Source organism: Paenalcaligenes sp. GW821-LYS-B07-1 (assembly GCF_058803365.1).
In genome coordinates this window covers 540,987-562,634 of sequence record NZ_CM179516.1, presented here as the reverse complement: position 1 = coordinate 562,634, position 21,648 = coordinate 540,987, and the positions used below count along the sequence as shown (strand labels likewise).

Here is a 21,648-nt window from a genome sequence, read left to right as displayed (position 1 = left end):
CTATAGACATACCCCTGCCAGGCCACCCAACCTGACGCCATCTTCTGTTTAATACTGACTATAGCGCCATGACCTCTTCTGCCGTACAACAAATATCAACAGTCACCCAAAATCTCTGGGCGCAACTACTGGATCAACTACAACTGATTTCAGAGCAGTATCCTGATGCGGTTTTTGCCAACTCGTTGGCTGCCGAAGACATGGTGATAGAACACGCCATACGTCAGCAAAACCTTGCTATTACCAGTTTTATGCTAGACACCGGTCGTTTACCTAAAGAAACCTTGGCACTAGCAAAACGGGTAGAGCAACAATATCAAAGCGCTATTACAGTTTTGCATCCCGACACAGAAGCGGTAAACGCCCATGTTGCCGAGCATGGTGCGTACGCGTTTTACGACAGCCTACCGTTACGCCAAGCCTGTTGCCAACTGCGCAAAGTGCAGCCACTACAACGTTATCTGCAGGGCAAATCAGCGTGGATCACCGGACAACGCCGTGAGCAATCGCAAACACGTACTCAACTGCAAGCACATGAACACGATATGCAGTTCGGGCTGGAAAAATTCAACCCCTTGTGCGATTGGCACACCGAACACGTATGGGAAGTCATCCGTGCCTTGGATATTCCCTATAACCCGCTGCACGACCAAGGCTATCCCTCTATAGGTTGCGACCCTTGCACCCGAGCCATCCGCCCCGGCGAAGACCTGCGCGCAGGCCGCTGGTGGTGGGAACAACGCCATAGTGTGGAGTGCGGTTTGCACGCCGCCCCCTTGTCTCAATCTTCGACTACACAGGAGCTATCATGAGTGCCCTTCCTTCCCCTCGTACCCATTTGGACTGGCTAGAAGCCGAAGCCATTTACGTGCTGCGGGAGGTCGCTGCCGAATGTGAACGCCCTGCACTGTTATTTTCAGGCGGTAAAGACTCTGCCGTTCTGCTGAAGCTGGCTGAAAAAGCATTCAGACCTGGCAAACTGCCCTTCCCTTTGCTGCATATAGATACGGGCCACAACTACCCCGAAGTAATTGCCTTTAGAGATCAACGCGCCGCTGAGCTTGGCGAAACCTTGATTGTGCGTTCCGTAGAAGACTCTATTGATCGCGGCACGGTGGTATTGCGTCACGCAAACTCGTCGCGCAACGGGGCGCAGGCCGTCACATTGCTAGAAGCTATCGCCGAATTTGGTTTTGATGCCTGCATTGGCGGTGCCAGACGTGATGAAGAAAAAGCCAGAGCCAAAGAACGCTTTGTATCGTTCCGCGATGAGTTTGGCCAATGGGACCCTAAAAACCAACGCCCCGAACTTTGGCATCTATTCAACACGCACATACACCCCGGCGAAAACCTGCGCGCCTTCCCTATTTCCAATTGGACGGAACTAGACGTATGGCAATACATTTTGCGTGAAGACATTGCCCTACCGCCCATTTATTACGCTCACGAACGTGAGGTAGTACGTCGCAATGGTTTATTGATCCCCAATACCGAGCTCACACCACCACAAGAAGGCGAACTCATTGAACGCGTACAAGTACGTTTTCGCACTGTAGGGGATATTTCGTGCACCTGCCCCGTGGAATCTGATGCTGCATCGCCTGCCGACATCATCCGCGAAACCGCTCTAGCTACGCTGACCGAACGTGGAGCCACGCGCATGGATGACCAAAGCTCTGAAGCCTCCATGGAACACCGCAAACGACAAGGATACTTCTAATGAATACCGTCAATGAATCTTGGGTGAACGCCAACACCACCGACGTACTGCGTTTCATCACTGCTGGCTCGGTAGACGATGGGAAGTCTACCTTGATCGGTAGACTGCTGTTAGATACTCGCGGGGTTTTTGCCGATCAGCTCACTGCCATCAACAAATCCAAATATCGCCGCACCACTGCCAGCGAACCTGATTTGGCGTTATTGACTGATGGCCTGGAAGCCGAGCGCGAGCAAGGCATCACTATAGATATTGCCTATAGATACTTCGCCACCCCACAACGTAAGTTTATTGTGGCCGACGCGCCGGGGCACGAGCAGTACACCCGCAACATGATTACGGGCGCTTCTACTGCACAAGCAGCCATCATTTTGATTGATGCTAGCAAAGCACGTGATGGTCAGCTACTTACCCAAACTCGCCGCCACTCTACTATTGCCCAGTTGTTGAACATCCCGCACATTATCGTCGCAGTCAACAAAATGGACTTAGTGGATTGGGACGAAAACGTGTTCAAGACCATCACCGCGTCCTACGCCAAGCTTGCTGCACAAGTTGGCATCAAAAGCTTTCATGCCATTCCAGTCTCTGCATTACAGGGCGAAAATATCAGCCAAGCCTCAGCACACACGCCCTGGTTTAGCGATTTACCGCTGCTACAGCGACTAGAGCAATTGCCCACTGAAACGCCTGCTCCACAACCCGAAGCGCGTTTATTCATACAATGGGTGATACGCCATGACGGACACAGCGCACAGGCGTTTCGTGGCTACGCTGGTCAATTACAGCGCGGCACCTTAAGCATAGGCGATAGCGTGCGCGTATGGCCTAGCCAAACCACCGCTACCATCACATCGTTACTACGTTCAGGGCAAGCCGTCAGCAGCGTACAAGCCGGCGACGCTGTGACCCTGACACTAGATAAAGAGTTGGATATTTCGCGTGGTGATTTAATTAGTCTGGCTACCGAAAACCTTCCGCTCTCGCGCACCTTGGAAGCAGACCTATGCTGGCTGGACACAACGGCCCTTAACCCGGCACGTCACTACCTACTGAAACAGGGCACACGACTCACTCAAGCCAAACTAACTGCCATTCACCACGTGCGTGATATTGAGACCTTAGAGCCTATTTCAGGCTCGCAGAGTCTGCACATGAATGATCTAGCATCGATTAGCCTGACTGTACGCGATCCGTTAGTGAACGAGCCCTATCAAACTCAACCCGCTACAGGTGCGTTTATTTTGATTGATCCGGCCACTCACCAAACGGCAGCGGCCGGCATGTTGCGCTAATGCTATTGCTCGCTATAGTGGCGCAAAGTTTCGCGGGCGATTACCAATTCTTCATTTGTAGGAATCACCCGTATTTCCACTTTGCTACGAGGGGTAGAAATTAAGGGCTGGTTGGCGGTGTTAGCTTCAACATCCAGCTCTAACCCCAACCACCCCAAATGCGCCACGATACGAGCACGTATTTCTGGACTGTGCTCACCCACCCCTGCGGTGAACACCAACGCATCCACACCTTGTGCGGACACGCACAGCCCCGCCAAACTTTCTGCAACACGGTAGGCATAATAATCCACCGCTAACTTTGCAGATGGCGCATCGCTTGCTAACAGCTCACGCATATCACCACTAATACCGGATATACCTTTGAGGCCTGATTCGTTATAGAGCAGGTTTTGGATTTGAGCGGCTGTCATGTCTTGCTGCTGCATCCACCACAACACCACACCCGCATCTAAACGCCCAGGACGAGTTGCCATAGGTAGGCCATCTAACGCCGTAAAGCCCATCGTACTTTCACGACTTAACCCATCCACCACCATCGTGGCTGACGCGCCTGAACCTAAGTGCGCAACCAGTACTCGTCCCTGATGCAACCGTGGAATGTTAGCCGCCAAGTATTCACTAATATATTGGTACGACAACCCGTGAAACCCATAACGGCGCACGCCTTGCTCATAATACTTCTCAGGCAATGCGTAGTGGTTCACCATGGTGCTTTGGCAACAGTGAAACGCCGTATCCACACACGCTACTTGCAGCATCTCTGGCCAACGCTCTTTAATCACCGACACAGGAGCCAAGTTATTGTGCTGATGCAAAGGCGCCAGTGGTGCCAAGCTATCTAAATACCACAACACCTCATCATCAATCACTCGACTACCTGTCATTTTGACACCGCCGTGCACGATGCGGTGACCTACCGCCACAGGCGCTTTGTCTAATTGCGTAGCTAGCCATGTCGCCAACAAATCTTGTGCTTGCCGTAAGTTATTCGCTTCTTCTTCGCTGAGCTTCTGGTTGATCAGCTCTTTGCCATCAGAATCCTTTACCTTTAGCACCGCACGTGGCGTACCAATACCCGATACTTGGCCACCAAACCAAAAACGTAGCCCTTCAATTTGCTCTTGGTCTAGAGCATACACATGAAACTTTAGGCTGGAACTACCCGCGTTCACCACCAATAAGGTATCAATGCTCATGCTATGACTCCTGCTGAGCCAACAATGCAGCAGCACGTTGCGCTTGCTGATAGGCAGCATACACCGACGCTACTGCGCAAGATGCCAAACGTGTTTCGCCACTATCTGCCCTACTGGTCAAGATAATAGGCACACGCCCACCCAGCACAATACCTGCTGCTTTAGCACCCGACATAAAGCTTAGATTTTTCGCCAGCATATTACCGGCCTCTAGATCAGGCACGACCAGAATCTGTGCCCTGCCAGCGACTGGAGAATGTATGCCTTTGATTTCAGCCGCTGCCACGCTAATCGCGTTATCCAAGGCCAACGGCCCATCTACTAATCCGCCAGTAATTTGCCCTCTGTCGGCCATTTTGCACAGCGCTGCGGCTTCTAAGGTGCTAGGAATTTTGGCAGTCACTTGCTCTACCGCTGACAGCAACGCCACACGCGGCTGCCCCAACCCTAAACCGTAGTGCAGATCAATGGCGTTTTGCACGATATCGGCTTTGGTGGTGAGATCTGGATGAATATTAATTGCCGCATCCGTAATGAACAGCAAATCAGAATAGCGTGGCACATCCATCAAAAATACGTGGCTGAGTCTGCGCTCAGTACGTAAGCCTTTGCCATCGGTAGCCAATACTGCGTGCATCAATTCATCAGTATGCAAGCTGCCTTTCATTAACAGCTCAGCACGCCCTGCCATGACTTCGCGTACTGCTATTTCAGCTGACTCGTGGCTATGCGCTGCATTGACGATGCGCACGCCAGAGATGTCTAACTGATGCGCGCTGGCTACCGCTTTGATGCGGGATTCCGGCCCTACCAACACCAAATCAAAAAAACCTTGCTCGCGCGCTTCCAAAGCGGCGGTCAGAGAAACTTCATCGCAGGGATGCGCCACAGCGCACACACGTTTTTCCTGATTTTTCGCCAACGTTATAAATTGGTCATAAAGACTGGACCCGGACATGCTTTGCACTCTCCCTAAACAGAACAGCAATCACATAAAAACATATCTATCAGTACATCATACTTGGGCTTTGACTACCTTGTGACAGCGCAAGCACTACCACCTGTTACGCACACTAAAGATGTAACAGCAGCTTGAAAGCGACCTGACTACCCCCATGTATAAATAATGGGTGCGTAGAGGTAGAGGGCAATCCCCTAATTCGCATGTAGTCATGCTGCTTAGGTGAAACATCCAAGACAACTAATTCCTAGGAGAAACACTTACACCCCCTAGGTATATAGGCTCTTGAATTACAAATTTTCGCCCTTATAATTATTAGCACTCTCTCGGGTTGAGTGCTAACACTTCTCCCGAACCATTTTTATCAAATTTATTTGCTTTTTTTGAACAGGAGTTCAACCATGGCACTACGTCCTCTGAACGATCGCGTGATCGTAAAGCGTCTGGACAACGAGCGCACCACTGCCTCCGGTATTGTTATCCCTGAGAGCGCTGCTGAAAAACCTGATCAAGGTGAAGTAGTTGCAGTAGGCCCCGGCAAACGCACAGATGACGGCAAGGTTCAGCCCCTGGACCTGAAAGTCGGCGATAAAATTTTGTTCGGCAAATACGCAGGCCAGGCTGTCAAAGTAGACGGCGAAGAGCTGCTGGTTATCCGCGAAGAAGAAGTTCTCGCGATCATCGAGTAACCCTACGTCTCACGTATCAAATTCTAGGAAGAATATACAATGGCTGCTAAACAAGTATTTTTTGGTGATGACGCCCGTTCACGTATCGTACGCGGCGTAAACACACTGGCTAACGCTGTAAAAACAACGATGGGCCCTAAAGGCCGTAACGTAGTTCTGGATCGCTCTTTCGGCGCTCCTACCGTGACTAAAGACGGTGTTTCCGTTGCTAAAGAAATCGAGCTGAAAGACAAATTCGAAAACATCGGCGCTCAGTTGGTGAAAGAAGTTGCTTCCAAAACTTCCGACAACGCTGGTGACGGTACTACTACCGCTACTGTATTGGCTCAAGCCATCGTTGAAGAAGGTCTGAAATACGTTGCCGCTGGCATCAACCCAATGGACCTGAAACGTGGTATCGACAAAGCTGTTGCTGTAACAGTTGAAGAACTGCGCAAACTGTCCCGCCCATGCGCAACTAGCAAAGAAATCGCTCAAGTTGGTTCTATCTCTGCAAACAGCGATACATCCATCGGCGAAATCATTGCTAACGCAATGGACAAAGTGGGTAAAGAAGGTGTGATTACTGTTGAAGACGGTAAATCCCTGGAAAACGAACTGGACGTAGTAGAAGGTATGCAGTTCGACCGCGGCTACCTGTCTCCTTACTTCATCACCAACCCAGACAAACAAGTTGCTGCAATGGATGAGCCTTTCATCCTGATCTTCGACAAGAAAATCAGCAACATCCGTGACCTGCTGCCAGTATTGGAGCAAGTTGCTAAATCCAGCCGTCCTCTGCTGATCATTGCTGAAGACGTTGAAGGCGAAGCTCTGGCTACTCTGGTTGTGAACAACATCCGCGGTATCCTGAAAACTGTTGCTGTTAAAGCTCCTGGCTTCGGCGACCGTCGTAAAGCTATGCTGGAAGACATCGCTATCCTGACTGGCGGTACCGTGATTTCCGAAGAAACCGGTATGTCTCTGGAAACAACTACTCTTGAGCACCTGGGTCAAGCCAAACGCATCGAAGTAGCTAAAGAAAACACAACGATCATTGATGGCGCAGGCGACAGCCCATCCATCGAAGCACGCGTAAAACAAATCCGCGTTCAGATCGAAGAAGCAACTTCCGACTACGATCGTGAAAAACTGCAAGAGCGCGTAGCCAAACTGGCTGGCGGTGTTGCTGTGATCCGCGTTGGTGCTGCTACTGAAGTAGAAATGAAAGAGAAAAAAGCTCGCGTGGAAGATGCTCTGCACGCCACTCGCGCTGCGGTAGAAGAAGGTATCGTTCCTGGCGGTGGCGTAGCTCTGATTCGTGCTCGCTCTGCTGTTGCTGCACTGGCAGGCGACAACCTGGATCAAGACGCTGGTATCAAACTGGTACTGCGCGCTATCGAAGCTCCTCTGCGCACTATCGTTGCTAACGCTGGCGACGAGCCAAGCGTAGTAGTAAACGCTGTTGCTGCTGGCGAAGGTAACTACGGTTACAACGCTTCCACAGGCGAGTACACAGACTTGGTAGCTGCTGGTGTTCTGGATCCAACCAAAGTAACACGTACAGCTCTGCAAAATGCTGCTTCCGTAGCCAGCCTGTTGCTGACAACTGAAGTTGCTGTTGCCGAAATCGCTGATGACAAGGCAGAAGGTATGCCTGACATGGGCGGCATGGGCGGCATGGGTGGTATGGGCGGCATGGGCGGCTTCTAAACCCCCATCCTCCTTCGCGCCTTGCTTAGCAAAAGCGTGAAACCCCTCTAAAAACCCTGCAGCATTGCTGCAGGGTTTTTTCTTTGCTGCTTTACATCACAAACATCCCATATGATATGATTCATATACGTTTCGTATATAGGTAGTATATGGGTATAGTAAATATTGACGATGAGCTGCACGATCAACTACGCAAAGCAAGCGCTGTCACCTGCAGATCCATCAACGCACAAGCCGCTTTCTGGATCAAAATGGGCATGCTGTGCGAAATGAACCCCACCGTGCCATTCAATGAGTTGGTCGCTCGTGAACTGCAAGCCGCAGGCGTAGACCCTCAATCGGCAAGTAGCACATCCTTATGATTAAAAGCCCCGAAGAGCTCTCCCTGATGGCAGAATCAGGAAAACTGCTGGCTTCTGTTTTTGCACATTTAGATCGCTACAACTTGATAGGCATGACCACCATGCAGATCAACGACATCGTTGATCACTTCATTGTTCATGAGCTACACGCTCGCCCTGCTAGCAAGGGTCAATACGGCTATGCCTATGCCCTCAATGCCTCACCCAACAATGTAGTGTGTCATGGCATGCCCTCACACACAGACATTCTACAAAACGGCGATATCGTGAATTTCGATATTACGTTGGAAAAAAATGGCTTTATTGCTGACTCCAGCAAAACCTACTTGGTGGGTGACGTATCGCCAGCCGCCAAGCAATTAGTACGAATTACCTACGAAGCCATGTGGAAAGGTATTCGTGCTGTGCGCCCTGGTGCGCGACTAGGTGATATAGGCCATGCCATTGAGCGCCACGCACGCCTGCATGGTTATTCTGTTGTGCGGGACTACTGTGGCCACGGCATTGGTAGAGAAATGCACGAGCAGCCTGATGTACTGCACTGGGGCAAACCCAAAACTGGGCAGGCCTTAAAAGAAGGTATGGTGTTCACCATTGAACCTATGTTGAATCAAGGTAGCTACTACGTGCATACCGAACACGACGGCTGGACGGTAGTTACTGACGACGGGAAGCTTTCTGCCCAATTTGAGCATACTGTTGCTGTCACACGCACTGGCGTTAAAGTGCTCACTCTACGCGATGAAGAGAAATAACTGCGTTCATGCTTTTCAACGCCCTTAGCATTGGTTTAGGCAGGCAAATCTGCTTGCCTAAACGCTGACGGTGACCGCCCCAATTTTTTTCTAAACATTGCAGAAAATGCTGCAGGGCTTTCATACCCCAAGTCCAATGCAACTTGTGTCACCGATTGCCCTGTGGACAATCTCGTTAATGCAGCCATTAAGCAAGCTTGCTGACGCCACTCACCAAATGACATGCCTGTCTGTTGTCTAAAAAATCGCGTGAAAGTGCGTAAGCTTTTATGTAAAGATTCTGCCCATGCATCAGGGGGGGATTGGATACTAGGCTGCAATAAGAAAGCTTTACACTGCTCTGCTAGCGACACATCATGCGGCAATGGAGCAAACAGTGGCATGGCAGGCGCACGCCCTACCTCGTACAGTAGTAATTGCATCAATGCCCCGTCGCGCCCTGCTTCGTCATAAAGCGCGGGAACATCTAAAGATGCCAAGAGCAAATGGTGCAATAACGGTGAAATAAGCAACGCCTCGCATTGCTCTGTTGCTCTAGGTGCTGCCTGTGGTTCTATGTATAAACTACGTGTACTAACCCCCTGCATACGTACACGATGAGGCTGCCCAGCAGGAATCCACACGCCACTGTACGGTGGAATCACCCACGCGCCTGCTGCAGTATCCACTTCCATCAGCCCACTCATGCCATACAGCATTTGCGCTCGCCTATGGCTGTGCGTATCCAATAGCGTACCCGGCGCGTAGTCTGTACCTATCGCCAACACAGGGCGGTCAACATCCTCTACCTCTCTGAGTCGTACATTGTGCATAACTTTCTCTGTTTGGCCTAAACTCACTTATTATTGACCAATAAGCGAAAGCAGGCCAGAACTAGCGTGCCTATAGTACAGTTTTAATTCTAGAGATTGATCATGTACTGGCTACTCTTAGGCTTTGGTGTGCTGACTGGTGTCACCACAGTGTTATTCGGTTTTGGCGGTGGTTTTATTGTGGTACCACTGCTGTATACCTTGTTGCTAGCGCTGCATGGTACGCAAAGCGAAATAGGCCAAGCAGCTATGCATATTGCCGTGGCCACGTCTACTTGCGTGATGATCTTTGGTACAGCTTTAGCCACACGACGCCACCTCATCGCTGGCACATTACGTTGGGACTTAATACGCCCTTTCCTGATTTACATTGCGATTGGTGCCGTGATCGGTGCAACGGCAGCATTGAACTTGAATGCCACCTGGCTACGCTGGGCATTCATTATTTATCTGATACTCACCATTCTAGATAGTTTGTTTAGACCTGGTTTCTTGCACGAAAGCCAAAACAATATACGCCCCATGCCACCACTGCAGTTGGCATCACTAGGCATTACGATTGGTGGTTTTGCTGCATTGTTGGGCGTAGGCGGTAGTGTGATGACCGTGCCGTTAATGCGTAGACGTGGCGCCAGCATGACCAGCGCTACCGCCATGGCTAACCCTCTGTCATTGCCTATGGCGATTTCCGGCACCTTAACCTACATGGTGCTGGCATCCCGCGATGCCGTATCACTAGGCGCTTGGCACATTGGTTATGTAGATTTAGCAGCCTGCTTAATTCTGGTAGTAGGGTCGTGGATAGGCATACGATTAGCCGCACGTTGGATTGGCCGTATCCCCGATCGCATACACGCCAAAATCTACATTTTGCTGCTTTGTCTTGTACTAGGCGTGATGATAGTAGTGTGATCCCACGTACCACAAAGTACAGCCTGTAATGACCGCCCTGTTGCACTGCCATGCCATGCACAGGGCTTTGTCATATAATGTAGTCCGTCCCAACAGGCATCAACACTAGGTTGATGCCTTTCTTTAGCCCCCATCACGCACGCACATGAACACCTTCAACTCCAAACTAGAACACGCCTGGAATCAAACCAACTCACTTTTGATGGTGGGCTTGGACCCCGATCCCAACCGATTTCCTGCCGAGTTGCGTGATCGCCCTAATGCTATTTTCGAGTTTTGCCGCCAAATCGTAGACGCTACAGCCGAATACGCTTGCGGTATCAAACCCCAAATCGCTTACTTTGCGTCAGGTGCTGCTGAAGAACAGTTGGAAGCACTATGCCAATACGTACGTGAACATTACCCGTGGCTGCCTATAGTCTTAGATGCCAAACGCGGTGACATTGGCTCTACCGCCAATCATTACGCCTTAGAAGCCTTTGGCCGTTACCAAGCCGATGCCGTTACCGTGAACCCATACATGGGCTTTGACTCAGTAGAACCATACTTAGAATGGGATGACAAAGGCGTCATCGTACTGTGCCGCACCTCTAACGCTGGCGGCTCTGACCTACAATTCCTGAAATTGGAAAACGGTCAGCCCTTGTACCTGCATGTAGCCGAACTCGTGGCAAACAAATGGAACAAGAATGGTCAGTGCGGTTTGGTGGTAGGTGCTACATTCCCTGAAGAAATCGCCGCCGTACGTCAGCACGTAGGCGATATGCCTCTATTGATTCCAGGCATTGGGGCTCAAGGTGGTGATATTCCTGCCACTGTTGCAGCAGGCGCTAGCAGCACAGGCAATGGCATGATGATCAACTCATCACGCGCTATTTTGTACGCTAGCCAAGGTGAAGATTGGCGTGAGGCCGCTGCACAAGCGGCTCGCCAAACTCGCGACGCTATCAATCAAGCGCGCGGTCGTTAAGTTCTACAATGACGTGAATGCGCTGTGCAAAATAAACTGCACAGCCTGTTCGCGTACGTGCGCTCTATCACCTTCAAAAAGCTGTGTATAAGCACGCGCAGTAACACCTTCTTCTGTACGCCTAGCCACCGCAAAACACACCATACCTACAGGTTTACCTGCTGTAGCCCCGCCCGGTCCAGCAATGCCTGTAGTAGACACCGCTAAATCTGCCTTAGGCACTACCGCCAATACCCCTGCCGCCATTTCCATGGCAGTTTCTTCGCTTACCGCACCAAAACGCTCTAGCGTATCAGTATTCACACCCAACTCTTCTTGCTTGGCTTCATTGCTGTAGGTGATGTACCCACGCTCAAACCAGTTACTGGAGCCTGCAATAGCCGTGCAAGCACCTGCTACCAAACCACCTGTGCAAGACTCTGCTGTCGCCAGAAAAAGCTTTTCTCGCGTCAGTTTGTCACCTAATGCAGCAGCCAACTCAATAATGGATGTATTCAGCATTTAGAACACCTCGAAACGTACCAATAGCGCCATGATAATCACCACATAAAGCGCAGCAAGTAAATCGTCCAGCATCACCCCAAAACCACCTTTAAAACGACGGTCTAAGAAGCGAATAGGTTCCGGTTTAACAATATCAAAAAATCGGAACAGAATAAATGCGCAGAGCTGTGCCCATAACGAGGCCGGTGTAAAGCACAGCACCAACCACATCGCAACGGCTTCATCCCAGTTCATACCACTGTGATCTGGCTCGCCCAACTCATCGCCCACTTTTTGGCTGACCCAACACCCTACCAAGAAGCCCACGCCCCCTACGGTTAGGGCCAACCACAGCGGCATAAATTGCCCAAGCACCAACCACAGCGCCCAACCCAGTACGGTTCCCCAGGTACCGGGGCCAGGATAGATCACCCCGCTGCCAAAGCCGAAGGCCACAATGCGCTCAGGGCGCTCAAACACCCAACGCAAGGAAGGGCGAGACTGTTGAGAGTAATCTTTAACCATGCTTGTTTCCTGTCGCACAGGCATCATCAGGCGAAATGATCAAAACCTTGATGAGCTAAGAGAATAGGTTGTCCGTTCTGATCTACTACACGTAGGCCAGAACCGTTAACGATGCGGCCAATACGATGCACCACAATATCATGTTGCTCAGCCAACACTTGCAGCGCGTCGCGCTGTGTTGCAGCAGCGGTAAAACACAACTGGAATACATCCCCACCTGCCAACATGGCTTCATTCTGTAGATCGGTAGATAGACCACGTAGAGCGTCATGCATAGGAAGATCTGCCAGCATCAGTTCCGCGCCGCATTGGCTGGCTTTTAGAATATGGCCTAAATCTTGTGCTAGGCCATCAGAAATATCGATAGCAGCGTGTGCCATACCGGGTAGGTGCGTCGCAAACGACACAGGAGGTGCCGGGTTTTCCAAGGCCGCTCTAGAGGCTTGCAAGCGCTGTGAGTCTAGCTCTAGGTTGCCGCTTAAATAGCGTAATGCTAGGTCTGCAGCCCCCAGATACCCCGTGACCCAAATGTCATCACCCTCTTGCGCATCGCTACGCAATAACGCTTTACCTCTGGGTACTTCGCCCATTACCGTCACACCAATCGTAATGTGATCCAGTGATCGGGTCGTATCACCACCAATTAAGGGGCAATGGTGCGCATCCGCCATTTCCAGAAAGCCACGACTAAAGCCTGCTAACCATGCTTCATCTACCGACGGCAATGCCAAACTCAGCAAACAAGCACGCGCTGAAGCACCCGCTGCCGCAAGGTCTGACAAATTTACAGCCAGCGCTTTGCGGCCCAGCAAATAGGGATCTACATCCGAGAAAAAGTGCCGCCCTTCCAGCAACAGGTCGGTGCTGGTAGCCAAGTCATAGCCTGGGCGTAATGAAAAAATCGCACAGTCGTCACCAACCCCTACCATCTTTTCAGGGGCAGGACGGGTGAAATACTGTGCGATTAGATCAAATTCTTTAGGCAACTCAGCTGCGATTCTGGTATTTCTTCACTTCAGCAGGACGTACTGCCGCTGCCACTCGGTCTAGAACACCATTCACGAACTTGAAGCCATCAGTGCCACCAAATTCTTTTGCCAACTCAACAGCCTCGTTGATGGCTACACGGTAAGGCACTTCTACGTGATGGGCTAACTCATAGCTACCCAGCAACAAGATGCCGTGCTCAATGGGAGACAGCTCTTCCAAAGGACGATCCACGTGTGGCATGAACTGCTCGCGCAATTCTGGTGCCTCTTGAATCACCCCGTAAAACAGCGTGTGATACCACTGTGCATCGGCGTCGTTAAAGTATTCTTCGCCGCGTATGTGTGCATCAATAGCACCCGCTTCGCGCGTACCATCAACACCACGGATCAACCAGGCATAAATCCCCTGCAACGCAAACTCGCGTGCCCGTCTACGGGCACTGCGAGTGGGGTTCTGGCGACCGTTACTACCCGGCATTTTATTCGTCGTCGTTGTCAAAATCTTCTTCCTCTTCGAACTCGTCTTCTTCATCGAAGTCGGGTTCTAGCAATGCCATCAAGTTGGCCATTTCTACCGCTGTACGGGCACAATCACGGCCTTTCTCAGCAGCGCGCACCTGCGCTTGTTCATCATTTTCGGTAGTCAGAATACCGTTGGCAATAGGTATGCCCATTTCCAGCGACACACGGCTGATGGCCGCTGCGCTTTCATTACTGACAATTTCGAAGTGGTAGGTTTCACCACGGATTACGGCACCCAATGCAACCAATGCATCGAACTCGCCTGTTTCAGCCATTTGAGCCAAAATCAAACCCGCTTCCAAAGCACCAGGAATAGACAGCACAGTGATGTCACGTGCATCTACACCCAACGCCACCAGTTCTGCCACGCAAGCTTCCAGCTGCGCTGTACCGATTTCTTCGTTGAAACGTGCACGAACAATACCTACGTGCAGGCCTTCGCCGTTAAAGTCAGGATTTACAATATAAGGATTCATAGTGGCGGCTCCGATCAAGCAGAATGAGTTGGTTCGCTATAGTAACCCGTAATGGTCAGGGCAAAGCCTGCCATACTTGGCATTTTACGTGGACGAGCCAGTAATCGCGCTTTGCCCACATTCAAATCACGCAAGATTTGTGCACCAATACCGTAAGTGCGTAAATCGTAGCGGTGTTGACGTTGTTCACCTGTAGCAGAGGATCCCTCGGCTTGGCGTGCGGAGAACTGTTCAAACAAGGTGTCAGCCTCGCCTTGGCAATTCATCAGCACCACGACACCAGCCTCGGACTGTTTAATGACATCCAATGCGCCAGCAACTGTCCAACTGTGCTCTTTGCCTTCTGAACACAGTAAATCCAACACAGTTGTTGGCTCGTGTACACGCACCAGCGTTTCGGTGTCTGGCGAAATAGTGCCATGTTGTAACGCCAAGTGCAGTGCACCTGATGCTAAGTCACGGTAACCAATCGCTTGAAACTTACCCCAAGGCGTGGCCAATTCGTTATCGAACAGCCGCTCAACCATGGATTCGTGTTCGCTACGGTATTGGATCAAATCGGCAATCGTACCGATTTTCAGGCCATGTTCACGCGCAAATACGATCAGGTCTGGCAAACGTGCCATGCTGCCATCAGGTTTCAAGATTTCACAGATAGCGGCAGCAGGAGTAAGCCCTGCCATGCGAGTCAAATCGCAACCTGCTTCAGTATGACCGGCACGTACCAGCACACCACCATTCACCGCTTTGACGGGGAAAATGTGGCCAGGCTGTACCAAATCAGCGGGTTTAGCATCGTGCGCTACGGCAGCCTTAATGGTGCGAGCACGGTCAGCAGCTGAAATACCGGTAGCCACGCCTTCTGCGGCTTCAATGGACACCGTGAAATTTGTACCAAAGCGAGTGCCATTACGGGACGCCATCAGGGGCAGGTCCAGCTGTAAGCAACGTTCCTCGGTCAGGGTCAGGCACACCAGTCCGCGTGCATGGGTAACCATGAAGTTAATGGCTTCTGGCGTGACAAATTCTGCCGCCATTACCAAGTCGCCTTCATTCTCTCGGTCTTCTTCATCGACCAGAATCACCATCCGACCAGCCCGTAGCTCAGCCACGATCTCGGTCACGGATGAAATTGCCTGTTGCATATCCGCTTCGGAAAGCTCTGTCTGTACTGTATGACTCATGACGTTCCTGCTTTATAGTAGATAGCTCCATTTTAGCGCTTGCACGGCAAATTCGTACAATACGCTGATGGCGTGTGCCAATATCACTCATCAACCCAACACTTTTGTCATCCCTGTGCTAGAACGCGAGCTGAAACTGTATGTGCCTGAACAGAGCCGGAAGGGGCTACTGGATCAGATTGCAGCATTAAACCCTTCCATCCAGCCCCTACATGCTATTTACTTTGACACACCGTCTCGCACGCTGGCCAAAGCTCGTGTTGCCCTGCGTTTACGCCTAGAAGGCGAGCAATGGATTCAAACTCTAAAAGCTGCTGGCCCTGATGAGCTGTCAAAGCTGGAATACAACCATGTGCGCCCCACGCCCACACTGGATTTGACGCTCTACAACAACCTACCTGCCGCTGAGGTAGTACAACAACATGCAGCACAATTGGCTCCACGCTATGAAACACGCATAGAGCGTCAACACGTACGCTTAGACTGCGCAGGTTCTATCATAGAGATCGCCTTGGACAATGGCGTTATCCAATCCGGCCACGTAGAACTGCCCGTCAACGAAATTGAGTTTGAACTAATTGAAGGCAATGTAGCCAGTATTTTCCAACTGGGTGGCCAATGGATGGAGCAATTTGGCCTCATCATTGATTTGCGTAGCAAATCAGAACGCGGTGATATTTTGGCACAGATAGTAGACTGCGGCGCCACCAGTGGTGAAGCCGTACATGATGCGCTGTATCAAGCCTATAGACTGCACACTCACGCCTTTCCTACCATCCATAACCTGCAACAAGGGTATGTGGACAGTGCTCTGCTGTATCTGGGGCAAATTATCCGTAATGCGTCATTGTTGGCGGGCATTGATGGTCACGAAGCCGATGAAGAACAGCAAGCCACCTACTTGGCCTTAATGCGTGTAGGGATGCGCAGACTACGTTCCTGCCGACGTTTATTCAGCCCATGGATGAGCACAGCAGAACAGGCTGTCACACGTGAAATGCGCCCATTTTTTGCCATGTTTGGAGAAGCAAGAGATTCTGACTTACTGAGTCTAGAAACTCTGCCTCGTCTGATGTTAGCTGGCTTACCTGGCCCTGCCTTGGTGCTACCTACTACTGCCAGCACCAGCGCAGAGATACAGCAATTGGCGGCCAGCGCCAGTTTTCAGCGCTGTTTATTAAGCAACCTCGCCCAACTGCTAAGTGGCCAAAGCCTGGTTGAGGAAGAAAGCCACGACGCACAGCCCAAACCCTATTTGGCCTTACATGCCGTATTGCGTGCTCAACTACAGTCCATTCAATTGCGTAGCCAAAACTTTGCCGAGCTGAGTCAGCGCCAACAACACAGACTGCGTAACCGCATTAAAACTCTGCGTTATTGCTTGGAGTTTCTAGGTACCTCATCGCATAGACCGCTATACGATGCACTGCGTAACACACAGCACTTTTTGGGGAAAATCACTGACTGCGATGTCACCCACGAATGGTGCCAGCAGCATTTGGATGACCCAGAGCAACGCTATTGGGCGCTAGGTTGGCTAACTGCCACGCGACAACATTACGTGAAGCAAGCAAAGAAAGTGCTGAAGCAGTTGGTACATACTGCTTATCCAGAATAAGACCTACCTGTCTAAAAGAAAACCGGCATGAGCGTGTGCTACACGCTCAAAACCGCACCAAACCCATCAAAAGGGATCATTTTGATTGGGAATGTGAAATAATTGATTGGATATGGTGCCTTAGAGGAATACCTGCGCCCGTAGAATGGCCATCAGTTGTGCTCCACTCAGCACAACATGCTTTTAACTATCCACAGGACCACACCTCACATGCAACTCATCAGTCACAGTTTCAAGGACGGTCAGGCCATTCCTGGCGAATTTGCTTTCGCCGTGCCAGATGCTGCCCAGCACGTTGCTCTCTCAACAAACCGCAATCCACATCTTGCATGGAACGATGTCCCAGTAGGCACCCAGTCGTTTGTCATTGTGTGTCACGACCCTGATGTGCCAAGTTGCGGTGACGACGTGAATCAGGAAGGTCGTGAGGTTCCTGCCAACCTACCAAGAATTGACTTCTTTCACTGGCTACTGCTAGACATTCCCGCCAGCATTACAGAGATCGCTGCAGGCTCGCATTCAGATGGCGTCACACCACGCGGCAAACCAGGTCCCTCTACGATGGGCGGCATGCGCCACGGCGTCAACGACTACACAGCGTGGTTCGCCGGCGACGATCAAATGAAGGGTGACTACCATGGCTACGATGGTCCATGCCCACCCTGGAATGACACACTCGTTCACCACTACATTTTCACGGTCTATGCGTTGGCAACCCCCTCTCTGTCGGTAAATGGGCCACTCACAGGCGCCAACGTGCTCGCCGCATTGAAGGCCGCCCCTGTGCTGGGACAAGCCAGCCTCACCGGTTTGTACAGTCTCAACCCATCCGTACCATTGAACTAACCTGTGAATCAGAACAAACTGCGCCTCGTAGAGCCACGGCAAACTGCCTCACCGACCTCACACGCCGAGGCTCACAAGCACTGGGAGCTACCATCTGGTACCCCCGTGCTTCGGCGCGGCTTGTGCGCACTGGCACAGCCTGTTCTGACGCGAGTTCAACATACTCCGGGATTTTTATTCCATGACGCCACCGTACTGCTGATCGCAGCGGGTCGTTTGGATTTGGATGATGACACGCATCCACTTGCGATTGACGCACGGGCATCGTTGCTGCTCGTCGAACCGGGCACCTGCGTCAATTTAGTAAAAACGCCAGATGATCACGAGAAGTGCTTCCGCTCTATTTTTCTGACTCTCTCGGCACCCTTACTAGAAGCATTTCAGCGCACTAGCTACGCTCCTGCCCCTGGTGGTGCTAAACAGGTTCCTTATACACTAACAGCGCTGGACGAAGACCTAACCGCTACGTTTCAGTTGGTACTAGAAAGCGTGGACATCAAACGTGTCAGCGACGAACGACTACAGTGCAGGCTCATAGATTTACTCTTTGCGCTTGCTGAACGAGGACATGTCTTTCGCGGGGCCAAACAGAGCGGAACGGCTGGTCGCTTACGCACATTGATTAGCGAAGCACCAGATCAGGCCTGGACCGCACACGAGGCTGGGCGAGCATTGGCAATGAGCGAGGCCACACTACGGCGACGTCTTGCCAGTGAAAGCGTGCGTTTCGAAAACCTGCTGATAGACACCCGTATGCACCATGCCCTGATGCTGCTACAAACCACATCCTGGAGTATTCCGCATGTTGCGCAGGCTTGCGGCTACCAGTCCCCTGCACGATTTTCTGAACGATTCCGTGCTCGTTTTGGCTACCTGCCTTCTGGGGTTCGCTGATAGCAATAACGCTGTTGGTGGCACACATAGGCGTAATGACATAAAAAATGCCACCTGTAGGATTCAGGTGGCATGTCTTTGTGCAAAGGATACTTAGGCTCTATCGCCCAGCAGTGCCGACGCAAACTCACTGGCCACAAATGGCTGCAAATCGTGAATACCTTCGCCTACACCAATCCAATATACAGGCACAGGACGTACACCTTGGCCACCCGCAGCCACAGCGGCCAAGATACCACCCTTAGCGGTACCGTCTAGTTTAGTCACCACCAAACCAGTGAGGTTAATGGCAGCATCAAAGGCTTTAATCTGCGACAACGCATTTTGACCAGTATTGCCATCTACTACTAGCAGTACTTCGTGCGGCGCGCTGCCGTCTGCTTTAGCTACCACGCGACGGATTTTTTTCAACTCTTCCATCAGGTGCAGTTGGGTAGGCAAACGACCAGCAGTATCCACCATCACCACACCAGTCTCTCGTGCTTTACCAGCGTTGACGGCATCAAAGGCTACCGCAGCAGGGTCACCACCATCTTGAGCAATTACCGCCACATTGTTACGTGCGCCCCATTCGATCAACTGTTCACGAGCCGCTGCCCTAAACGTATCGCCTGCTGCCAACAGCACGGATGCACCTTTAGCTTGGAAATCATTTGCCAACTTGCCGATGGACGTAGTTTTACCTGCACCATTCACACCAGCAATCATCACCACCAATGGCTTGGCTGCAGTCAGATCAAATTGCTTTTCCAACACTTTAAGGTGATTGGTCAGAATTTCGCGCAAGGCGATTTTTACATCCTCAGCTTGAGCGATACGGTCTTTTTTCACCTTGGCGCGCAGCTCTGTCAGCAGCTTCTCGGTTGCCTCCAGACCGGCATCTGCCATGATCAATGCGGTTTCTAGCTCTTCGAACAGGTTTTCATCAACCTTAACGCCAACGAAAATACCGCCAATGGCTTGGCCCGTGCGAGACAACCCTTGTCGTAGACGTGACAACCAAGAGCCTTTCACTGGCTCTGCTTGCGGCGCAGGCTGAGGTTCGGGTTCGGGTTCGGGTTCGGGTTCGGGTTCGGGTTCGGGTTCGGGTTCGGGTTCGGCAACGATGTTATCGCGTTGTTCTACTTCCGCAACCACGATAACCTCTGGCTCTGGCTCTGGCTCTGGCTCTGGCTCTGGCTCTGGCTCAACAATAGTCTGCACTACAGGTTGTGCTTCCACCACTGGCTCATCAGCCGTTGACACGGCTGGTAGTTCCCGCGCATGCTCTTTAAAAATGCCATCATCGGGTGCTAAAACCTCTACCTGCGCGGGTGCGCGCACAACGGCCTCAGCCTCGGGCACCTCTGGCACAGGGTTCTCTACCGCTGCGGGCTGAAGTGGCTCGTGCGTCGTGTTGACAACAGCCTCTTCTTTTGCGGCTTTCTTTCTTTTAAAAAAACTGAACATACAATCTACACTTAAGCAAAATTCTGGATCACGCCACTGGCGATACTACGCGCCCATGAAAAAACACACAATCCGTATTGTAGGCGGGGAATACCGTCGCACACCTATCACTGTACCGGAAGCGGCAGGGCTACGCCCTACTCCTGATCGTGTACGCGAAACTCTCTTTAATTGGTTACGCCATTTCTGGCAGGACGATTTTCAGCACAAACGCGTGCTGGACTTGTTTGCCGGCTCAGGTGCCTTGGGTTTTGAGGCAGCTTCGCACGGCGTCGCGCATGTACAAATGGTAGAAAACAACCCAAACGCCATTTCATCGCTGAGGGCAATACGCAACAAGCTAGATGCCCTGTCTGTACGTATCCATGCGGGCGATGCTCTGCATGTTTTGGAACGTACTGAAATGCCTTATGATCTGGTTTTTCTGGATCCCCCTTTCAACCAGCAATGGCTGGAGAAGGTTTGGCCCCTACTACCTCGTATTTTAGCTCCGGATGCTCTGGTGTATGTAGAGTCTGAAAATACTATTACTGCCCCTGAGTTTCTTACGCCATTACGAGAGCAACGAGCAGGAAGTGTGTATTATTCACTGTTCATGTTTGCTGCAGCGCAAAAAACAGATAATAATGCCTAACGCCATAACTACATATTCATCGTGACAGTATTGTTCTGCGCAACATTTGCTACCACTCTCATCGATAATTAATAATATCTTATGATTACAGCTGTTTACCCCGGTACCTTTGACCCTTTTACTCGTGGCCACGAAGACCTAGTACGCCGTGCGGCGAACTTGTTTGATCACGTGGTGGTGGGTATTGCTCATAGCCAAGCTAAACGGCCATTCTTCAGCGTGGAGGAGCGCGTGGAGATTGCCCGAGAAGTCCTAGGCCATTACCCCAATGTGGAAGTCAAAAGCTTTGCCGGCTTGCTCAAAGACTTTGTACGTGAACAAGATGGTCGAGTCATCGTGCGTGGTTTGCGTGCTGTGTCCGACTTCGAATATGAATTCCAGATGGCTGGTATGAACCGCCACCTGTTGCCTGAAGTTGAGACCCTGTTCATGACTCCGTCTGACCAATACCAGTTCATCTCTGGCACTATCGTGCGTGAGATTGCTATTTTGGGTGGCGATGTCAGCAAGTTTGTATTCCCTTCCGTAGAACGTTGGTTGGTCAGCAAAGCACGTATCGCTCGCGAACAACAAGAACTACTCGCTAAAAAGGGTTAAAGCGGCAAAGAAGGGCCAGACGGTATACACTGAACTCATTGTTTTGCTTTAGCTTTTGCAATAG

General features: G+C 51.2%; 24 protein-coding genes. 14 read left to right on the top strand and 10 right to left on the bottom strand.

Going from position 1 to position 21,648, the window contains the following annotated elements:
• The first annotated feature begins 68 nt into the window (after positions 1-68).
• The 3 genes from AC3QL0_RS02710 to AC3QL0_RS02700 are packed head-to-tail and all read left to right on the top strand — an operon-like array spanning position 69 to position 3,015.
• On the top strand, positions 69-812 hold the full coding sequence (locus AC3QL0_RS02710; protein ID WP_493009980.1) for a phosphoadenylyl-sulfate reductase: 744 nt from the start codon (positions 69-71) through the stop codon (positions 810-812).
• Positions 809-1,720, top strand: coding sequence for a sulfate adenylyltransferase subunit CysD (gene cysD, locus AC3QL0_RS02705; RefSeq protein WP_493009979.1), 912 nt, complete (start codon positions 809-811; stop codon positions 1,718-1,720). Before AC3QL0_RS02710 ends, cysD begins: the two co-directional genes overlap by 4 nt.
• Positions 1,720-3,015 carry a sulfate adenylyltransferase subunit 1 gene (locus AC3QL0_RS02700; RefSeq protein ID WP_493009978.1) on the top strand — a complete coding sequence of 432 codons (1,296 nt, stop codon included), beginning with the start codon at positions 1,720-1,722 and terminating at the stop codon, positions 3,013-3,015. The genes cysD and AC3QL0_RS02700 overlap by 1 nt, the downstream gene beginning before the upstream one ends.
• Before the next feature lie 2 nt (positions 3,016-3,017).
• Here the strand turns inward: AC3QL0_RS02700 and AC3QL0_RS02695 are convergent, their stop codons facing one another.
• Both AC3QL0_RS02695 and AC3QL0_RS02690 read right to left on the bottom strand, forming a co-directional pair.
• Positions 3,018-4,214: an acetate/propionate family kinase gene (locus AC3QL0_RS02695; protein WP_493009977.1), complete on the bottom strand. Its 1,197-nt coding sequence runs from the start codon at positions 4,212-4,214 to the stop codon at positions 3,018-3,020.
• A gap of 1 nt (position 4,215) precedes the next feature.
• On the bottom strand, positions 4,216-5,172 hold the full coding sequence (locus tag AC3QL0_RS02690) for a phosphate acetyltransferase (protein WP_493009976.1): 957 nt from the start codon (positions 5,170-5,172) through the stop codon (positions 4,216-4,218).
• A 404-nt stretch (positions 5,173-5,576) separates the two neighbouring features.
• Between AC3QL0_RS02690 and AC3QL0_RS02685 the strand changes: the two genes are divergently transcribed.
• The 4 genes from AC3QL0_RS02685 (at position 5,577) to map (ending at position 8,673) form a co-directional block, all read left to right on the top strand.
• Positions 5,577-5,864, top strand: coding sequence for a co-chaperone GroES (locus tag AC3QL0_RS02685; protein ID WP_135865183.1), 288 nt, complete (start codon positions 5,577-5,579; stop codon positions 5,862-5,864).
• Between the two features lie 39 nt (positions 5,865-5,903).
• Positions 5,904-7,556, top strand: coding sequence for a chaperonin GroEL (groL, locus tag AC3QL0_RS02680; protein ID WP_493009975.1), 1,653 nt, complete (start codon positions 5,904-5,906; stop codon positions 7,554-7,556).
• A 149-nt stretch (positions 7,557-7,705) separates the two neighbouring features.
• Positions 7,706-7,918: a ParD-like family protein gene (locus AC3QL0_RS02675; protein ID WP_430221430.1), complete on the top strand. Its 213-nt coding sequence runs from the start codon at positions 7,706-7,708 to the stop codon at positions 7,916-7,918.
• On the top strand, positions 7,915-8,673 hold the full coding sequence (gene map / locus AC3QL0_RS02670; protein ID WP_493009974.1) for a type I methionyl aminopeptidase: 759 nt from the start codon (positions 7,915-7,917) through the stop codon (positions 8,671-8,673). The genes AC3QL0_RS02675 and map overlap by 4 nt, the downstream gene beginning before the upstream one ends.
• 35 nt (positions 8,674-8,708) lie before the next feature.
• Here map and AC3QL0_RS02665 read toward each other — a convergent pair whose 3' ends face one another.
• Entirely contained in the window at positions 8,709-9,485 is a 777-nt protein-coding gene (locus AC3QL0_RS02665; protein WP_493009973.1) for an AraC family transcriptional regulator, read from the bottom strand.
• A gap of 102 nt (positions 9,486-9,587) precedes the next feature.
• Here AC3QL0_RS02665 and AC3QL0_RS02660 point away from each other — a divergent pair, with 102 nt between their 5' ends.
• Positions 9,588-10,397 (top strand): sulfite exporter TauE/SafE family protein, encoded by an 810-nt coding sequence (locus tag AC3QL0_RS02660; protein WP_493009972.1) that lies wholly within the window; start codon positions 9,588-9,590, stop codon positions 10,395-10,397.
• Positions 10,398-10,542: 145 nt separating this feature from the next.
• On the top strand, positions 10,543-11,367 hold the full coding sequence (pyrF, locus tag AC3QL0_RS02655) for an orotidine-5'-phosphate decarboxylase (RefSeq protein ID WP_493009971.1): 825 nt from the start codon (positions 10,543-10,545) through the stop codon (positions 11,365-11,367).
• Positions 11,368-11,370: 3 nt separating this feature from the next.
• Here the strand turns inward: pyrF and AC3QL0_RS02650 are convergent, their stop codons facing one another.
• From AC3QL0_RS02650 to ribBA, 6 genes are read right to left on the bottom strand one after another with little or no spacing between them, the layout of a single operon-like run.
• Positions 11,371-11,868 carry a CinA family protein gene (locus tag AC3QL0_RS02650; RefSeq protein WP_430221435.1) on the bottom strand — a complete coding sequence of 166 codons (498 nt, stop codon included), beginning with the start codon at positions 11,866-11,868 and terminating at the stop codon, positions 11,371-11,373.
• On the bottom strand, positions 11,869-12,375 hold the full coding sequence (locus AC3QL0_RS02645) for a phosphatidylglycerophosphatase A family protein (RefSeq protein ID WP_430223763.1): 507 nt from the start codon (positions 12,373-12,375) through the stop codon (positions 11,869-11,871). It abuts the gene before it with no gap.
• A 26-nt stretch (positions 12,376-12,401) separates the two neighbouring features.
• Complete coding sequence (gene thiL / locus AC3QL0_RS02640; protein WP_493009970.1) at positions 12,402-13,361, bottom strand: thiamine-phosphate kinase; 960 nt, start codon at positions 13,359-13,361, stop codon at positions 12,402-12,404.
• 1 nt (position 13,362) lies between these two features.
• Positions 13,363-13,842, bottom strand: coding sequence for a transcription antitermination factor NusB (gene nusB, locus AC3QL0_RS02635; protein ID WP_493011031.1), 480 nt, complete (start codon positions 13,840-13,842; stop codon positions 13,363-13,365).
• A gap of 1 nt (position 13,843) precedes the next feature.
• Entirely contained in the window at positions 13,844-14,362 is a 519-nt protein-coding gene (gene ribH / locus AC3QL0_RS02630; protein ID WP_493009969.1) for a 6,7-dimethyl-8-ribityllumazine synthase, read from the bottom strand.
• A 14-nt stretch (positions 14,363-14,376) separates the two neighbouring features.
• Entirely contained in the window at positions 14,377-15,546 is a 1,170-nt protein-coding gene (ribBA, locus tag AC3QL0_RS02625) for a bifunctional 3,4-dihydroxy-2-butanone-4-phosphate synthase/GTP cyclohydrolase II (protein WP_493009968.1), read from the bottom strand.
• 67 nt (positions 15,547-15,613) lie between these two features.
• Between ribBA and AC3QL0_RS02620 the strand changes: the two genes are divergently transcribed.
• The 3 genes from AC3QL0_RS02620 to AC3QL0_RS02610 all read left to right on the top strand — a co-directional run bounded on the left by AC3QL0_RS02620 (position 15,614) and on the right by AC3QL0_RS02610 (position 18,904).
• A complete protein-coding gene (locus AC3QL0_RS02620; RefSeq protein WP_493009967.1) occupies positions 15,614-17,164 on the top strand; it encodes a CYTH and CHAD domain-containing protein in 1,551 nt (516 codons plus the stop codon).
• Between the two features lie 210 nt (positions 17,165-17,374).
• Entirely contained in the window at positions 17,375-18,010 is a 636-nt protein-coding gene (locus AC3QL0_RS02615) for a YbhB/YbcL family Raf kinase inhibitor-like protein (RefSeq protein ID WP_493009966.1), read from the top strand.
• Between the two features lie 3 nt (positions 18,011-18,013).
• Entirely contained in the window at positions 18,014-18,904 is an 891-nt protein-coding gene (locus tag AC3QL0_RS02610) for an AraC family transcriptional regulator (RefSeq protein ID WP_493009965.1), read from the top strand.
• A gap of 93 nt (positions 18,905-18,997) precedes the next feature.
• Here the strand turns inward: AC3QL0_RS02610 and ftsY are convergent, their stop codons facing one another.
• Entirely contained in the window at positions 18,998-20,353 is a 1,356-nt protein-coding gene (ftsY, locus tag AC3QL0_RS02605) for a signal recognition particle-docking protein FtsY (protein WP_493009964.1), read from the bottom strand.
• A 55-nt stretch (positions 20,354-20,408) separates the two neighbouring features.
• Between ftsY and rsmD the strand changes: the two genes are divergently transcribed.
• Positions 20,409-20,987: a 16S rRNA (guanine(966)-N(2))-methyltransferase RsmD gene (rsmD, locus tag AC3QL0_RS02600; protein WP_493009963.1), complete on the top strand. Its 579-nt coding sequence runs from the start codon at positions 20,409-20,411 to the stop codon at positions 20,985-20,987.
• 81 nt (positions 20,988-21,068) lie between these two features.
• A complete protein-coding gene (gene coaD, locus AC3QL0_RS02595; RefSeq protein ID WP_135861852.1) occupies positions 21,069-21,584 on the top strand; it encodes a pantetheine-phosphate adenylyltransferase in 516 nt (171 codons plus the stop codon).
• Positions 21,585-21,648 lie beyond the last annotated feature (64 nt).

Bases quoted from the DNA above. Each gene is read 5' to 3' on its own strand.
- AC3QL0_RS02650 (WP_430221435.1), bottom strand. From the start codon at position 11,868: ATGCTGAATACATCCATTATTGAGTTGGCTGCTGCATTAGGTGACAAA.
- AC3QL0_RS02660 (WP_493009972.1), top strand. From the start codon at position 9,588: ATGTACTGGCTACTCTTAGGCTTTGGTGTGCTGACTGGTGTCACCACA.
- AC3QL0_RS02690 (WP_493009976.1), bottom strand. From the start codon at position 5,172: ATGTCCGGGTCCAGTCTTTATGACCAATTTATAACGTTGGCGAAAAAT.
- AC3QL0_RS02620 (WP_493009967.1), top strand. From the start codon at position 15,614: ATGGCGTGTGCCAATATCACTCATCAACCCAACACTTTTGTCATCCCT.
- map (WP_493009974.1), top strand. From the start codon at position 7,915: ATGATTAAAAGCCCCGAAGAGCTCTCCCTGATGGCAGAATCAGGAAAA.
- rsmD (WP_493009963.1), top strand. From the start codon at position 20,409: ATGAAAAAACACACAATCCGTATTGTAGGCGGGGAATACCGTCGCACA.
- ftsY (WP_493009964.1), bottom strand. From the start codon at position 20,353: ATGTTCAGTTTTTTTAAAAGAAAGAAAGCCGCAAAAGAAGAGGCTGTT.
- groL (WP_493009975.1), top strand. From the start codon at position 5,904: ATGGCTGCTAAACAAGTATTTTTTGGTGATGACGCCCGTTCACGTATC.
- AC3QL0_RS02645 (WP_430223763.1), bottom strand. From the start codon at position 12,375: ATGGTTAAAGATTACTCTCAACAGTCTCGCCCTTCCTTGCGTTGGGTG.
- AC3QL0_RS02675 (WP_430221430.1), top strand. From the start codon at position 7,706: ATGGGTATAGTAAATATTGACGATGAGCTGCACGATCAACTACGCAAA.
- pyrF (WP_493009971.1), top strand. From the start codon at position 10,543: ATGAACACCTTCAACTCCAAACTAGAACACGCCTGGAATCAAACCAAC.
- coaD (WP_135861852.1), top strand. From the start codon at position 21,069: ATGATTACAGCTGTTTACCCCGGTACCTTTGACCCTTTTACTCGTGGC.
- AC3QL0_RS02700 (WP_493009978.1), top strand. From the start codon at position 1,720: ATGAATACCGTCAATGAATCTTGGGTGAACGCCAACACCACCGACGTA.
- AC3QL0_RS02695 (WP_493009977.1), bottom strand. From the start codon at position 4,214: ATGAGCATTGATACCTTATTGGTGGTGAACGCGGGTAGTTCCAGCCTA.
- AC3QL0_RS02665 (WP_493009973.1), bottom strand. From the start codon at position 9,485: ATGCACAATGTACGACTCAGAGAGGTAGAGGATGTTGACCGCCCTGTG.
- ribBA (WP_493009968.1), bottom strand. From the start codon at position 15,546: ATGAGTCATACAGTACAGACAGAGCTTTCCGAAGCGGATATGCAACAG.
- ribH (WP_493009969.1), bottom strand. From the start codon at position 14,362: ATGAATCCTTATATTGTAAATCCTGACTTTAACGGCGAAGGCCTGCAC.
- AC3QL0_RS02685 (WP_135865183.1), top strand. From the start codon at position 5,577: ATGGCACTACGTCCTCTGAACGATCGCGTGATCGTAAAGCGTCTGGAC.
- nusB (WP_493011031.1), bottom strand. From the start codon at position 13,842: ATGCCGGGTAGTAACGGTCGCCAGAACCCCACTCGCAGTGCCCGTAGA.
- cysD (WP_493009979.1), top strand. From the start codon at position 809: ATGAGTGCCCTTCCTTCCCCTCGTACCCATTTGGACTGGCTAGAAGCC.
- AC3QL0_RS02615 (WP_493009966.1), top strand. From the start codon at position 17,375: ATGCAACTCATCAGTCACAGTTTCAAGGACGGTCAGGCCATTCCTGGC.
- AC3QL0_RS02710 (WP_493009980.1), top strand. From the start codon at position 69: ATGACCTCTTCTGCCGTACAACAAATATCAACAGTCACCCAAAATCTC.